Source organism: Micrococcus sp. HMSC31B01, from assembly GCF_001816085.1.
GTDB classification, from domain to species: Bacteria; Actinomycetota; Actinomycetes; order Actinomycetales; family Micrococcaceae; genus Micrococcus; species Micrococcus luteus.
The window spans coordinates 1-13,698 of sequence record NZ_KV825427.1 but is presented as its reverse complement, the minus strand read 5'-3'; the positions used below and the strand labels follow the sequence as shown (position 1 = coordinate 13,698).

At 71.0% G+C, this 13,698-nt stretch carries 9 protein-coding genes; all 9 read right to left on the bottom strand.

The features are described 5' to 3' along the window. Positions 1-222: 222 nt before the first annotated feature. The 9 genes from cas2 to HMPREF3105_RS11835 all read right to left on the bottom strand — a co-directional run bounded on the left by cas2 (position 223) and on the right by HMPREF3105_RS11835 (position 13,485). Positions 223-615: a CRISPR-associated endonuclease Cas2 gene (gene cas2, locus HMPREF3105_RS11875; protein ID WP_230594528.1), complete on the bottom strand. Its 393-nt coding sequence runs from the start codon at positions 613-615 to the stop codon at positions 223-225. Further along, positions 525-2,147: a CRISPR-associated endonuclease Cas4/Cas1 gene (locus HMPREF3105_RS11870; RefSeq protein WP_041105070.1), complete on the bottom strand. Its 1,623-nt coding sequence runs from the start codon at positions 2,145-2,147 to the stop codon at positions 525-527. The genes cas2 and HMPREF3105_RS11870 overlap by 91 nt, the downstream gene beginning before the upstream one ends. Further along, positions 2,144-3,157: a hypothetical protein gene (locus tag HMPREF3105_RS11865; protein WP_043282298.1), complete on the bottom strand. Its 1,014-nt coding sequence runs from the start codon at positions 3,155-3,157 to the stop codon at positions 2,144-2,146. Before HMPREF3105_RS11865 ends, HMPREF3105_RS11870 begins: the two co-directional genes overlap by 4 nt. Before the next feature lie 2 nt (positions 3,158-3,159). Beyond that, a complete protein-coding gene (gene cas3u, locus HMPREF3105_RS11860) occupies positions 3,160-5,976 on the bottom strand; it encodes a type I-G CRISPR-associated helicase/endonuclease Cas3g (protein ID WP_020627957.1) in 2,817 nt (938 codons plus the stop codon). Beyond that, positions 5,973-7,538, bottom strand: a complete 1,566-nt coding sequence (gene csb2 / locus HMPREF3105_RS11855; protein ID WP_041105073.1) for a type I-G CRISPR-associated protein Csb2 — start codon at positions 7,536-7,538, stop codon at positions 5,973-5,975. Before csb2 ends, cas3u begins: the two co-directional genes overlap by 4 nt. 2 nt (positions 7,539-7,540) lie before the next feature. Further along, positions 7,541-8,785 carry a type I-G CRISPR-associated RAMP protein Csb1/Cas7g gene (gene cas7u / locus HMPREF3105_RS11850; RefSeq protein WP_070709798.1) on the bottom strand — a complete coding sequence of 415 codons (1,245 nt, stop codon included), beginning with the start codon at positions 8,783-8,785 and terminating at the stop codon, positions 7,541-7,543. A 556-nt stretch (positions 8,786-9,341) separates the two neighbouring features. Beyond that, the gene (locus tag HMPREF3105_RS11845; RefSeq protein ID WP_020624952.1) at positions 9,342-10,262 is read right to left on the bottom strand and encodes an SDR family oxidoreductase; all 921 of its coding nucleotides are present in this window, start codon (positions 10,260-10,262) and stop codon (positions 9,342-9,344) included. Positions 10,263-10,485: 223 nt separating this feature from the next. Continuing rightward, positions 10,486-12,117 carry an amidohydrolase gene (locus HMPREF3105_RS11840; protein ID WP_070709796.1) on the bottom strand — a complete coding sequence of 544 codons (1,632 nt, stop codon included), beginning with the start codon at positions 12,115-12,117 and terminating at the stop codon, positions 10,486-10,488. Positions 12,118-12,306: 189 nt separating this feature from the next. Then, positions 12,307-13,485: a cystathionine gamma-lyase gene (locus HMPREF3105_RS11835; protein ID WP_020627041.1), complete on the bottom strand. Its 1,179-nt coding sequence runs from the start codon at positions 13,483-13,485 to the stop codon at positions 12,307-12,309. Positions 13,486-13,698 lie beyond the last annotated feature (213 nt).

The window sequence follows — 13,698 nt, the reverse complement described above, 5'->3', positions numbered from 1 at the left end:
CGAAGTCCGCTCCCCACAGGAGCGGAGACAGCACCTCAGATTACAGCCCTTTGACATGGGCAGACGCGACCGTCGGCGAGCCCTGGGCTCAAGAGGCGTCCGTGGAGCGCCATGCTTATCGGCCTCGACCCATGAACCGTGGGCTGACAAGCCCTTTTCTGATGCGACGGCTCGCCGGATTCCGGACATCGACGGAGCCTTCGCGAAGGTCCCTGGCTCGCTTCAGATGATGATGGGCCCATCCACAGAGATCTCGCGTGATCGACCCAGAAAGCTGAACTGCTCTGCGCCAAGCGTGGCCGTCAGGCCGAGGTCGCAGACCAGCACGCTGTCCTCGCCCGGATCCAGCACCGCTTCGAGGGCTGCTTGCAGGGAGACGAACTGGGCGGGCAAGGCATCCACCACGAAGACTGAATATTGGACTCGATCTCCGAACCCTTCGAGGACGCGGGCCGCCCGGGATCTGCGGCGGTCGTCAGGAATGTCATAGGCGATGAGCCTCCTCCGGAGACGATCCCGGGCACTCAACGGACTCGCACCCCCTTGTAGACCTCCTGCGAGCCGTCCAGGACGCCGAGGAACATCCTCGCCTGGACCTCTATCGCGCGGCGCCACGTCACTCTGTATCCGAAGACGGGGTGCTTGAACTCCGTCCCGAGGCGCCGTTCCACCGCCGCAATCACTTTGCGCCGGCCGGTCTGGGTGAGCCGCGCGCCACCGAGCACATGAGTGAAAGACAGCCGCCCCAACTCGCCATTGTTGAACGCGGCCAAGATGGCGGAATCGACCACGGGCGGACGGAACTCCTCCATCAGGTCCAGCGCCAGGGCCGGCTTGTTCCGTCCGCTGGAGTGCAGCACCCCGGCATGCGGGTCCAGGCCGCAGGCCAGGACCGCACGGATCACCTCGGATAGGAGCATCCCATACCCGTAGTTCAAGGCGATGTTCAACGGGTCGGTGGCCCCTCGCCCGACCCGACCGGGGAAGGACTCAGCCACGCCCGCGTCCACACCTGGCGCCAGTAGCCCCGGGAATCCTGCGAAATACTCTGCGGCAGCCCGGCCCTCGATTCCGAACAACTGGCCGGTGGACGTCGCCGTGCTCGCCAGTCGCGTCGCCGATCGAAGACGCTTGACCACAGCTGGCATGCCTCCGAAACGCCGGAGGATCGTGGCCTGGTTCGCGACCTTGGCCACCACGAACTCGCGAGCGATGTCCACTCGGCCTTCGGCCGATGCCGCGAACTGACAGAAGCGTGCGCCGCCATTCGGCGGCTTGACTCCATTGGTCCACCCGACGACGCGCCCCGCCCCCGTGCACCAGACACAGGGGAGGCCTCGCCACATCAGCTCCCGCAGCAACGCTCCTGAGAGGTCGACGTTGCCGTGCACCACGACGGCCGACACCCGCTCCAAAGGGATGCTGGCCAGCCGCTCATCGCCCTTCACCACCGTGATCCGCCCGGCCGACATGCTCGCTCGACTCCCCGGCACAGTGAGGTGCAGGGTCTCACCGGCAGGGTCCGGCGGGACGATTCGGGACAGCACTTCTGCTTCCTGCCGTTCCTCAGGGAGGCAGACGGAGGCATGGGAGCACCGCATGCACCTCGGGTCGTCCAGTAACGGTGCCGGAGCGGTCTTCCCGTTGACCACGGACCGAGCCGATGCCACCGCATCACGGGCGGCCTTTCGGTCCGCAGCCGAGATCTCGATCGGGACCCGCCGATGATGGGTGGTGAAGTACACCTCGGCGTCCTCCACCGTGTTCCCCTGGGATTCGAGCGCCATCGTCTGCAGTACCAGCTGCAGACGATTGGTGTCGCTGATTCGGGCAGCTCGCTTCACTGGGGTGGCTTTGTGCTCGACGACGCGTAGACGCCCCGACGGGAGTCGCTCGACCCGGTCGACTCGCCCGTGGACGCCGAGAGACGGGTCGCGCACGTCGATGCCGCGCATCGTCTGAGCCTCACGTGTGGTGGGCACGTCCACCCGCGCATGGTCCGCCACTCCCTGCTGGATCTGCGCCACCTTCGGCGCTTTCTCGTCCATGGCCTCGAGCCATGCCCGACGCGGGCAGAAACTCCAGTGCGCGACCAGACTGAATGGCAGCGAGTCAGCATACGGCTCCCCCGTGTCGTGCTCAGTCATCTCAGCGCCCTCGCCGCGAGAGTGCGCCGCTCCGGGGCCGACGCACTGCCGGTGACGTTCACGGGGAAGCTCAGGATCTGAGCGAACCCCCACTCCTCCAGGATCGCCTGAGCCGCCGTCGTCTCGGCTGAGCCCAAGCTGGGCCCTGTCGCGTCTTCCCCCGCCACGAGCAGGTATCGCGAGCGCAAGGCGGCCTGCATCCGCGCCACCGTCACCCAGGATGTCGGCACCGGCATCAATAGCCGCGCCAACGACTCCCTGCGGGCTGGGATATGAGCGGACGAAACGGACCGCCCGCGGCTGTCCGCCCAGACGGGCAAGGCCGCGAGCGCCCACAGCCCCACCCAGGCACGCGCGGCATCCACCGGCCCCAGGGGGGCCATGCCCGTCGCCGTGCGGGAATCCGGCTTGTTCTTGCCCGGTTCGTCCTCCACCGTGGTCCCGAGAAGGCCCGAGGTCACTGCCTCCACCGCTCGGCCAGCCACGGCCCTTCCCGTGGGGAGGAGTGAATGCGCGATGAACTCCATGCCCTTGTTCCTGGTGCGCATCTCCCAGGCGGCCGCGCCATGGTCGGGCCGGAACGATTTGCTCGTCCTGTGCCACCAGGCCCGCTCCCCCAAGCCCACCACGAGAGCCGAGTCGAGCCCGCGCAATGGCCGCGCCGCCTCTGTGCGATCGTGCAGCAGGTCGACCCACGCGTGCTCGGACGCCGGCATCTTGGTCCGGGCCGAGAACAACGATCCGGCCACTGCGTCCGTGGAGTACAGCCAGCCCCTCGGGTCTTGGACATGCCGGGTCGCATGCCGGTGGATGAGGCCGCCAAGGGCCGCGGCATCAAGCCCTGCCCCACACAACTGCGGTCGAGAGTCCGGCTCGTCGGTCCACCGCAGCCGCACGGCACCGGCTCCCAGTTCCTCCTCCACGACCATCGCGGCGCCGAGCAGCGCCGTATGGGACAGCAGCACGTCCCACGTGCCTGTCAGCGTCACGGGCTCAGTCGTGCGGGCCATGTTCATCGTCCTTCCTTGGAGATCGTCACGTCGGCGGCCCGCAGTACCGCCTCGAGCCAGGCCACAGCCCATAGCCCCCACGTCTGCTCCACGGACAGGACCAGTGCGTCCCAGACTCCGACGTCGAACAGTTCCTCCGCGGCCATGCGGACGTGAGGGGCTGCCTCCGGGTGGACAAGACTCTCCGCCCCCATCAGGAACGTGCCGCGCCCATGCCCGTGGCTCGTTCCCACCAGACGCACGGCCAGGGCATCCGCCCCGTCCGCATGCGCGCGGAGCATCGCGGCGGACAGTTGCTCGTGCCGCCAGCCAGCGGGGAGGAACCGTGACTGACGGAAAGGCAGGGCGCTCAGCAGACTCTTCGCCATCGGCTCGTCCGCGCCAGCCACACCCTGGGTCAGCCAGGCTTGGTAACGCTCGTCGCTCTTGCCGTCGTCGTGGTGTGCCCCCGCCACGGTCAACGTCCGCTTCAGACTCTCAGGCAGGCCGAGAATTTGGGCGAACTCGCCGGCCCGGTCTGCCACGTCCCTCTGGTGATCGGCGAGGGACACAGGGCTGCGCCCGGTTGTCGCAGAGAGCTGGGCGTCGTCAGGATCGGCCGCGTCCAGCAGCTCGAACACCACCCATGCCGCCTGCTGCGGCGAGTCGGGAGCCCGGCCACCCACGTGGACCTTCACGTCGAATCGCGCGGCCAGATCCGGGTCCGCCCACTGGCCGAGATAGGCGGTGAGCCACGCGGACTGTCCCCGGTCATCCAGCGCATCCAGCACGCTGGGGAGGGTCAGCGGAACGTCCGCCTCCTGCAGGCCCGCGCAGATCTCCAACAGGGAACATCGAAGGTGGTCCTGCACGCCAGGCGAGGCGACGCCGGTCATGAACACCACCCTGCGCCGACTGGCCTTTACCGGCTCGAGCGAGAGCATCGTTCCGTCCGGAGACCGCGGGTCGAGGACGTCGCCGACAGGCTCCTGGCCATCCTCGACCAGGACGTGATGGTGTGTGGCAGCCCAGTCGTGGGGGACGCAGACGACATCTCCCGGGACGATCCCGTGACCCGAGGCCTCCGGATCCACGAGCGTCCACTGGCGTCCACGACGGACGAACGCGGGCGTGGCCCGCCCGCGTCGGCCCCCGGCGAGCAACAGGCGTAGCCGGGAGAGCGTGACCGGATAGGCCTCATGCGGCTGAGGTGGGGCAGTCGTCAGCAACGCCGCGGACTCCGCCTGGTCCAACCCTGACCAGTCCTCTCCAGCGTCTTCGCCGAGACGGGGAAGCCGGCGGCCCACGACGGCGACGTCCGTTTCCGCGTCTAGTGAGTCCCTCAGCCACAGCGTCAAGTCCGGTTCGACGGCCAGTGCCTCGGACGTGCGGCTGAACAGGGCCGCGCGCGCGGCTTCGATCTCACTGAGGACGGGCCTGGCCGGGGCGGTGGACGGGGCCGGGTGCTCCAGGAGAGCAGCGGGACTCACCCCCTTCGGATCCTCTGCGCGGTCCCGGAGCCACTCGAGCGCGTCGGTGATGTCCTGCACTTCGTAAGGAGCCGCCGTCTTGGCCGTGGGATCGGCGGACGGGCAGAGCACATGCACGGGCGCGGACTCCCGGGCCCCGGTGCGGTTGAGTCGCCCCGCCCGCTGCGCGAGCGCCGATCCCGACGCGATGTCCGTGATGAGGAACCCGAAGTCCAGGTCGAGGCCGACTTCGATCGCCTGGGTCGCCACGTAGACATCCGGGGTCCGGGATCGTTCGAGGGCCTGCTCCCAGCGGCGGCGCGGCCCCACGACGAGCGCGACATCCAGGCCGCCATTGAGACCGAGGAGGGCACGGTGCACGGCCAGGGCCGACGCGACGCGGTTCATGACGACCCCCACGGGGGTGTGTCCCGCCTGCACGGCGTCCGCCGCCATGCGGGCGATCTCCTGCGCTCCCTGCGTCGTTTCACGCGCTGTGCCCCCGACGAGCCAGGGGCCGTCCAGGTGCAGATGGACTGGCTTCGGACGATCCAGACGGCGCAGGAGCGCCTCCCCCACGGCACCCGTGCGGATGTCCGAAAGCTCGATGCCAATAGAAGTCTGGGCCGGCGCGAGTCCCGCCGGAGTGGCCGTCGTCTCGACGACCTGCAGTACTGGCACGTGAGCGGCGAGAGGTGACTCACCGGCGAGCGACGCGACACGACGAGCCGTGGTGAGCAGCTGCCGGTTGAGATGGGCCTCGTCCAGGATCAGCACGGAGTCGTATGCGATCAGCCCCGCCTCGCGGGGACGCATTCCTGCGGTGGAGCCATAGCCCCGGAACAGGAGCCGGCTGCCGGCCATGTCCGGCGTCGCACAGATCACCTGGCAGGAGACCGGGTCGTCCTGCCATCCGCGCTCCGGTGCGATCCCGCCGCGGAGCGTTGTCACCGAGCCCGGTTGCCCGGCCGGCGAGATGCGCCTCAGGGCAGCTGCGACTCGGCTCAATGGCGCCTCACCCGGGACGTCCGTGATCTCGGCGAGCTGGTCGAACACACCCTCGGCCCGGGAGGCCATGTCGTCAACGAGCGCTCGGCGCCCCACCACGTGCCAGAGGCGACGAGGGGCCCGGGCCCCTTCCCACCCGGGTGCGTGGGTCATGGCCACCGCGAAGACGTGCACCTCCAAGACGCTCGATTTGCCAGCGCCCGTGGGCGCAACGACGGCGTCAGGCCAGCGTCCCGTCGTCACGACCTGCCTCAGCAGAGCACGCTGCCAGGCGTAGGGCTCACGGCCATGGTTCACGGCGGCGAAGAACTCGTCGAACTCATCGATGGCGACGGTCAAGGCCGCCTTGTCATTGACGTTCATGACCGCTCCTGGGTCGATCCGGGAATGTCCGTGGGCACCAGCAGTCCGCAGCCCAGATGACGGCTCTGACCGAGCGCGAGGATGGCCCGATCAGGCACGACGGTACTGAGAGTGAGCGTGAGGCGGAACGGCTCGATGGGGCTGCGGCGGTCCGTACGGTGGACGTACGCCGTCGGCGTGAGCGTGCGGAACGCCCTGCCCCGAAGCCGCGCTCCGCTCTCCACGACCGCTGCGTGTCGAGCAACAGGGTCCTTCGTCGTGAACGCCGGTTCGAGGTCGCGGAGCACATTGCCCAGAGACCATGCGGCAGCCAGGTCGACGTCCCGGATCGGGGGCTTCGACTTGAGCCGTCGTTCTACGACCACGGCCGGCTGGGCGTCCCACGTCCGCACCGCACCCTCGGGCGGGGCCTTCCAGAATTGCGCCCCGTCATACACCTCGATCTCCTCGGGGGCGACGGTCAGCTGGTGCTCTGAGGTGACGACACGGCGGACGCCGGCCACGGCTGATGCCAGCATCCCCAGGGCGGGCCCGGGCATCCCTCGCGGCACGAGGACGAGGAATCGATCCCGTCCGTCCGAGAACGGCAGGGCCGGAAGGTCCCCCGGCACCAGGTGGAGTGCGACACGGTTGGCCGGTGGGGCATCGGACGGCGCATAACGGCCGGTGATCTCCGGCGGGGCGTCGGGTCCCAGGCGCGACACGAGCGCGCGGTGCAGGGCGACGCAGACACTCACGTACCGCTCTTCAGGGACAGTGGAGTTGGCCCCGATGACGGGGACCGCCAGCACCTGGGTCCAGGGAACGTCAGGTTCGTGTTGCTCGACCGACGCGAAGATCCCGCTCCGGAGGTGGTCGCGCGGCGGCAGGGCGGCATGCGGCACCGCCGACGTCGTGTGCTTGTCGCCGCTGGCCGAGGGCTTCCGCCCCAGCGTCGTTGCCGCGTGGGCACGGTCGAGCTCTGCCCTCCGTCCGGGATTCGGCATCGCCTGCCGCACCGCACCGGGGACCGCACGCAGACTTGCATTCCGGTCACGTCGATGCGTGGGCGCCGGAAGGCCCTCCCCCTCGTGCACCGTCAGACGTACGGGCGACGACGCCTCTCCGAGATGGGGCACGTCCGCGCAGAGTTGTTCCAGAGTTGAGCAGACCTGTGTGTCCGTCCCGCTGGGCCCGTCATCCCAGACCCACTGCACGGGGCCGCCGAGCGCAGTTCCGTCCGAGACAGGCCGGCCGGTCACTTTGTAGTTGGTCTTGCCGACCTCCTTGAGGAAGACCCCCTCCTTCCGGTACGCGAAGCGTCGCACGCCAGGTGCCACGGGCGTGTGACCAGGCAGGACCAACGCATCCGGCGGATGCTCCTCGAGCCAGTCCAGGGCGGCCAACGACTCTGCCGTGAACGGAGCCTCAGGATCCCCCGTCGAAAGAGTCCCCGCAGCGGCCGCCTGCACGAGGGCCGAGAAGAGCCTCGCGACATCAGGGAATCGCTCTGCGCCGCCGTCCGGCCCGTGGCCCGTGTAGACGCCCAGCGGGAAGTCCGCGCTGATGACGAGTCCGCCCACGGTCACACCTCGACGTCGTCGGTGCTGGCGGCGCCCAGGATCGCCGGGTCGCCCACCAGTTGGATGGTCTGCCCGTTCCACTCGACACCGGCGACCGACTTCGCATGCGCCAGCGCCGCTTCGAACACCTGGACGGCCACCTCGTCCGTGATGGGGGCGAGCGCCCGGGACTTGCCGTACCGGAGGTCGAGGGTCACGGTCGGCTCATCGGATTCGACCAGATGGCAGTTCGCACGCAGATGCAGCTCGCGGTCCGAGAGGGCCATGCCGAGCAGGGCGTAGGCCGCGAGCAGGGCGCGGCACGCCACGTCCTGCTCCGTCGTGCCGCCGAAGCGGAGCTGACGGAGCGCGGAAAAGGACAGGAGGCGTCGTCGCATGATGGAACGGCACGCGACACCGCCCAGTTCGCCGAGGACCGGCGGGATGTGGCCCAGGCCGAGCGTGGACATGGACGATCCGGTCTCCCCCTTCTTCTTGGCCTCGGCGAGCACCTTGTCCTGCAGTTTGGCGCTCAGTTCACCCGCCTGCGCCTTGACCAGTGCCTCGACGTCCTTGGCCGATGGCTTGACGCTCGCCGCGACGGGGTCCACACGGCCAGCTGCGCGCCGATTGGTCCGCGGCGCCCCGCCCTCCTGGTCCTGGTCGGCCAGAACGCCGATGGTCTCACCCGTCATGCAGGACTGGTAGCGGCCCTGATGCGACTTCCGAGTGGAGTCCCATGCGCCGAGGACCAAGGCCGTCGGTGCGGCGTCCAGCAGAGCCCGGGCGTCGAGCTTCGTGGCGTCCCGCAGTGCACGGTAGGCCTCGGTCTGCGTCACGGGAGCACCGTCAAGGGTGGCCGCCCGGATGTGTCCGTCGAACGCACGATGAGGCAGGGAGAGATCCGACTCGACAGCCTCTCCGTAACGCACCTCGATGGTCGGCACCTTGCGCAGCGCCTCTCCCTCCGGTGTCCCCTGATCCCGCCGAGCGGAGATGATGGCGTCCTCGTCCCGGTTGGAGACCGACTGCTTGCTGTCCACGACGACGGTCCACACCGGTCGCGGCTGACCGGCCTCGTCGAGTTCCATCCGACGCTCGTAGGCGTAGGTGGTCTCACCCCGGCCCTCGATCACCTTGGCCGGCGCGATCACCGCCCCGGGGCCGCCGGCGGGCCGGAGCGGGGTCTCCGACAAGAGTGAGGTGCTCCCCCCGGGAGCACACGCGGCGAGGAGGTCCTCGAGGGACAGGGTGTCGAAGTCAGACATGACGCGGCCTTTCGTCCTGGTCTCGGGGCCGCCCCATTCGCTCGGGCGCTGCCCCCGCTTAACGTGTCCGCCTCCCGCGCGAAGATCGAGTGGTCGGAAGCCTCGGTGAGGCATGACACAGATGCTGACAGAGCGGGCGCACAGGGTCAATAATGGAACCCTCTTAGCAAGTTCTCACTCGCATACTTACTATCAGCTAGTAGGGGTACATCCCCTGGCCCGCCTGCCCCGCGCGCCATGGGGACGCCTCCCCAGCACGCGCGTCCTCACGTAGGGTCGTCTTCGTCGCGCGGAGTCACCCACCCCCTTCGTTGAGGCTAGGTCTGTGCCTGAGAACTGCGCCCAGACGCACACCACGCGGGATCTCCGCGTCTTCGCTGAGCCGGCTCCGCGCGACACCGCCGGGCTCCATCAGGTGATTCCGCACAAGGCTGTGGAGCCTGCAGCCCCACCCCACAGACAAGGTGACGGTCGTGGTCGCTTCCGGTGTCCGGAGGCGACCACGACCGTCACCTTGTCTATCGCGGGGTACACGCCCCGCCTGACAGGCCTCACCTCACGGGGTCGGCATGCCGCCGGTCACCGGGATGGTCGCGCCCACCACATAGGAGGACTCCGGCGAGGCCAAGAACACGTACGCCGGGGCCAGCTCGGTGGGCTGCCCGGCGCGGCCCAGCGGAGTGGACTGGCCGAACTCCGGCAGGGCCTCCGGCTTCTGGCCGCCGGAGGGCTGCAGCGGGGTCCAGATCGGACCGGGCGCCACGGCGTTCACGCGGATGCCCTTCGGTGCCAGCTGCTGGCCCAGGGCCTTCGTGAAGGTGTTGATGGCGGCCTTGGTGGAGGAGTAGTCCACCAGCTGCTCCGGGGCCATGTAGGCGACCACGGAGGTGGTGTTGATGATCGTGGAGCCCGGCTTCAGGTGCGGCAGGGCGGCCTTGACCAGGCGGAACTGGGCCAGGATGTTGATGTCGAAGGTGGCCTCGAGCTGCTCGTCGTCGATGTCCTCGATCGAGTCCTGCGCCACCTGCTTGCCGCCGTTGTTCACCAGCACGTCCAGCCCGCCGAGCTTCTCGACCGCCTGGGCCACGAGGTCGGCGCAGAACGTCTTGTCGCGGAGGTCACCGGGGATCCCGACGGCGGTGCGCCCCTCCGCCTGCAGGACCTCGAGGACGTGCTGGGCGTCCTTCTCCTCCTCGGGCAGGTAGGTGATCACGACGTCGGCGCCCTCGCGCGCGAACGCGATCGCGGTGGCCGCGCCGATGCCGGAGTCACCGCCGGTGATGAGCGCCTTGCGGCCCTCGAGACGGCCGGTGCCGCGGTAGGACTTCTCACCCAGGTCGGCCTTCGGCGTCATCTCCGCGTCCAGGCCGGTGCCGGGCAGCGACTGCTCCGGCGGGCTGATCACGGGGTAGCGCTTCGTGGGGTCCTGCAGGGTGAGCTGGTCGGTGGTGGTGGTGTTCGCGTCGTCGTGCGCCACGGGGTGCTCCTCACGGTCTCGGGGCGACGCGCGGTCTGCGCGCCGTCCTCTGAGCGTAGGGAGCAGCCCCCCAGCAGAGCCACGGCTGACCGCCGGGTCACCGGACGTGCCCCACCCGCTCCCCCGGATGACGAGCCCTGCGATATGGCCCCTAAACCACGCGTTTAGGGGCCATATCGCAGGGCTCGTCGCGAGGAGTCGGGGCCGGTGCCGGGGCCGGGCGTCACAGTCCGCCGTGCACGAACTCCCCTCCCACGGCGGTGGCGACGACGTCGATCGCCGCGATCTGCTCGCTCGGCACCGCCCGAGGGTCCTCGCTGAGCACCGTGAAGTCCGCGAGCTGGCCTGCGACGAGCCGTCCCTTGCGGCCGCCCCAGCCGGTCGCCTCCGCGGAGCCGACCGTGTAGGCGTGGAGGGCCTCGGCCACCGTGAGCCGCTCCGCGTCCGGGCCGTACTGCTCGCCGGTCTCGGTGCGGCGCAGCACGAAGTCCTGGATGACCTCCAGCGGGCGGCCGCCGGCCACGGGACGGTCCGAGCTGCCCGGCAGCACCAGGCCCGCGCGCAGCAGCCGCCCGGCCGGGTACGACAGCGCGGCCCGCTCCGGCCCGATCCGCTCCCGCACCGACCCGCCGAACGCGCTGATGAAGTTCGGCTGGGTGGCCATCACGACCTCCAGCTCGGCCATACGGGCCACCTGATCGTCGCGGACCACCCCGCCGTGCTCCACGCGGTGCGGCATCACGGGCCGCCCGAACCGGCCCCGCGCCTCGGCGATCACGTCGAGGGCGAAGTCGAGGGCGGCGTCGCCGATCGCGTGCAGGGCCAGCGCCCAGCCGGCGGCCGCCGCACCGAGGCACGCCCGGCGCATCTCCCCCGCGTCCTGCTGCAGGTAACCGCGGCCATGACCGTGGCCGCAGTAGTCCTCGGTCATCGCGGCGGTCTGCCCGAGCATCGACCCGTCCGTGAACACCTTCGCCGGCCCGATCTGCAGCCACTCGTCGCCCACGCCCGTGCGCACGCCGGCGTCGAGGGTGAGGTGCGTGCCGTCGTCGGGATGGCCGTCCACCGAGTGCAGCGCGTCCAGGGTGACCATCGTCTGGAAGCGGGTGCGCAGCAGCCCCGCGTCCCGGGCGCGCTGATACGCGCCAAACTCGAGCGGGCTGTGCCCGATCCACCCGCCGGCCACCCCCGCATCGGTCACCGAGGTGATGCCCTCGGCCGCGTACTCCTGCGACGCCCGCGCCAGGCACGCGCCGATGTGCTCGTGGGACTCCGGGTGCAGCAGCCGGGTCACCAGGCTCATGGCGGTCTCCTCCAACAGACCGGTGGGCCGGCCGGCGGCGTCCGTGAGGATCCGCCCGCCCTCGGGCTGCTGCAGCACCTGCTCCCCCACGCCGGCCAGGACCAGCACCGCCCCGGACACCGTGACGGCGTGGCCCGTGTTGTGGCGGATGAGCACGGGGCGCCCGGAGGCGGCGGCATCGAGGCTGTCCCGGTCCGGTTGGGGTCCGGTGAGGTGGCCGGGGTCGAAGCCGGTGCACGTCACCCAGGCGCCGGGGTCGAGCTCGGCGGCGCGGGCGCGGACCCGGCGGTGGACCTCCTCCGCGGTGCGCGCGCCCTCGAGGTCCACGTCCAGCCGGGACTGGCCGAACCAGACGCTGTGCGCGTGGGCGTCGTTGAACCCGGCGAGGACGGTGCGCCCCCGCGCGTCGAGGCATTCGCGCGTCGCGAGGCCGTCCAGCTCCTCGTCCACCCCGACGACGACGCCCCGCCACACCCCCAGCCGCGAGGCCGACGGGCGGGCGGGGTCGCCGGTGATGAGGCAGGCGTTCTCCACGATCAGGTCGAGCTGCATGGGGGCGGGTCTCCTGGGGCGGGGCGGGCGGGCGAGGCGCGGGTGGGCGGCCTCGTCCGCGAGCGTAGCCGGGACGCGGGTCAGGGTGAGGTCTCGGCGGCGCTCACTTTCAGGGCCGAATACGACTCTCCCGGGCCCCAGAGCCCCCGGGAGAGTCGTATTCGGCCCACAAAGTGCGGAGGGCGCGGGTCAGGCGGTCGGCCCGCCGCCCGCGGCGGTCATCGCGCGTTCCAGGTCGGCCAGCAGCTCGGCGGTGGGCTCCACGCCCACGGACAGACGCACGAAACCGTCCGGGACGTCGTCGCCCCAGCGGGCGCGGCGCTCGGCCGCCGTGTGCGTGCCGCCGAAGCTGGTCTGCGGCACCACGTACTGCGCCGCGGCGATGAACCGCTCGGCCGCCGCCGCGTCCGCGAACCGCAGCCCGACGAGGCCGCCCGCCGCCGTCATCTGACGCGCCACGACCTCCGCGTCCGGGTGGTCCGCCAGCCCCGGGTAGACCACGGCGCGCACCGCCGGGTGGCCCGCGGCCAGCTCCGCGACCGCCTGCGCCGAGGCGCACATCCGGGCGAAGCGGACCTCGAGGGTCTCGAGACCGCGGTGGATGAGCCAGGCCTCGTGGGTGCCCAGGATCCCGCCGGCCAGGGTCCGCCAGCCGCGCACCCGCGCCATCACCTGCGGGTCCCGGCTGGCCACGTGCCCGCCGAGGGCGTCCGTGTGCCCGTTGACGGCCTTCGTGTCCGAGGCCACGACCACGTCCGCCCCCAGCTCCAGCGGGCGCTGCCCCAGGGGGGTCAGCAGCGTGTTGTCCACCACCACGAGGGCCCCCGCGCCGTCCCGGCGGCCGTTCGCGTGGGCGCGGGCGGCGACGTCCGCCAGGTCCGCGACGCGCAGCCCCGGGTTGGAGGGGGTCTCCACGAGCACCAGGTCGTAGCCGCTCAGGTCCGCATGGGCGAGCCCCTGGGTGGCGACCAGGTCCACGTGCACGCCTCGGGGCGTGAGGTGCTCGGCGGCGAGGGCGCGGGTGGGCCCGTAGCCGTCCGCGGGCAGGAGGGCGCGGTCCCCCGGGTGCAGCAGGGGCAGCAGGACGGCGGCGATCGCGGCCATGCCGGAGGGGACCACGGCGACGTCGGCGTCCTCCAGCGCGCCCAGGGCGGCCTCGAGCGCGGACCAGGTGGGCGTGGCCCAGCGCGCGTACTGGAAAGGCACGTCCGCGCCGGGGGCGGTGGGGGCGCCGTCCGGGTCCGCGCCGGGCAGGTGGAACGCGCTCGCGTGGACCAGCGGCGGGGAGATGGACTCCCCCGGGGCCATCCCGTGGGCGCGGTGGTGCAGGACGGTGCCGAAGGCGGGCGGCGGCGGGGCGGCGGACATGGCCCCGAGCGTAGTCCCGACCCCGGACGCGGCAGCGCGCCCCCTCCCTAGACTGGCGGACATGACCTCCGGCCCTCCCTCCCCCGCCCTGCCCGCCGGGCCCGCCGCCCACCTGCGCGGCGAGCACCTGACCGTCTCGCTCGGCGGGCACCGCGTGCTCACGGACGCCACGGTGCGGATCAACGCCGGCTCGCGGCTCGGGATCGTGGGTGA

Excerpts from the sequence above, each read along its gene's own strand:
- HMPREF3105_RS11870 (WP_041105070.1), bottom strand. The coding sequence starts at position 2,147 with ATGACTGAGCACGACACGGGGGAGCCGTATGCTGACTCGCTGCCATTC.
- HMPREF3105_RS11865 (WP_043282298.1), bottom strand. The coding sequence starts at position 3,157 with ATGGCCCGCACGACTGAGCCCGTGACGCTGACAGGCACGTGGGACGTG.
- cas3u (WP_020627957.1), bottom strand. The coding sequence starts at position 5,976 with ATGAACGTCAATGACAAGGCGGCCTTGACCGTCGCCATCGATGAGTTC.
- cas7u (WP_070709798.1), bottom strand. The coding sequence starts at position 8,785 with ATGTCTGACTTCGACACCCTGTCCCTCGAGGACCTCCTCGCCGCGTGT.
- HMPREF3105_RS11840 (WP_070709796.1), bottom strand. The coding sequence starts at position 12,117 with ATGCAGCTCGACCTGATCGTGGAGAACGCCTGCCTCATCACCGGCGAC.
- HMPREF3105_RS11835 (WP_020627041.1), bottom strand. The coding sequence starts at position 13,485 with ATGTCCGCCGCCCCGCCGCCGCCCGCCTTCGGCACCGTCCTGCACCAC.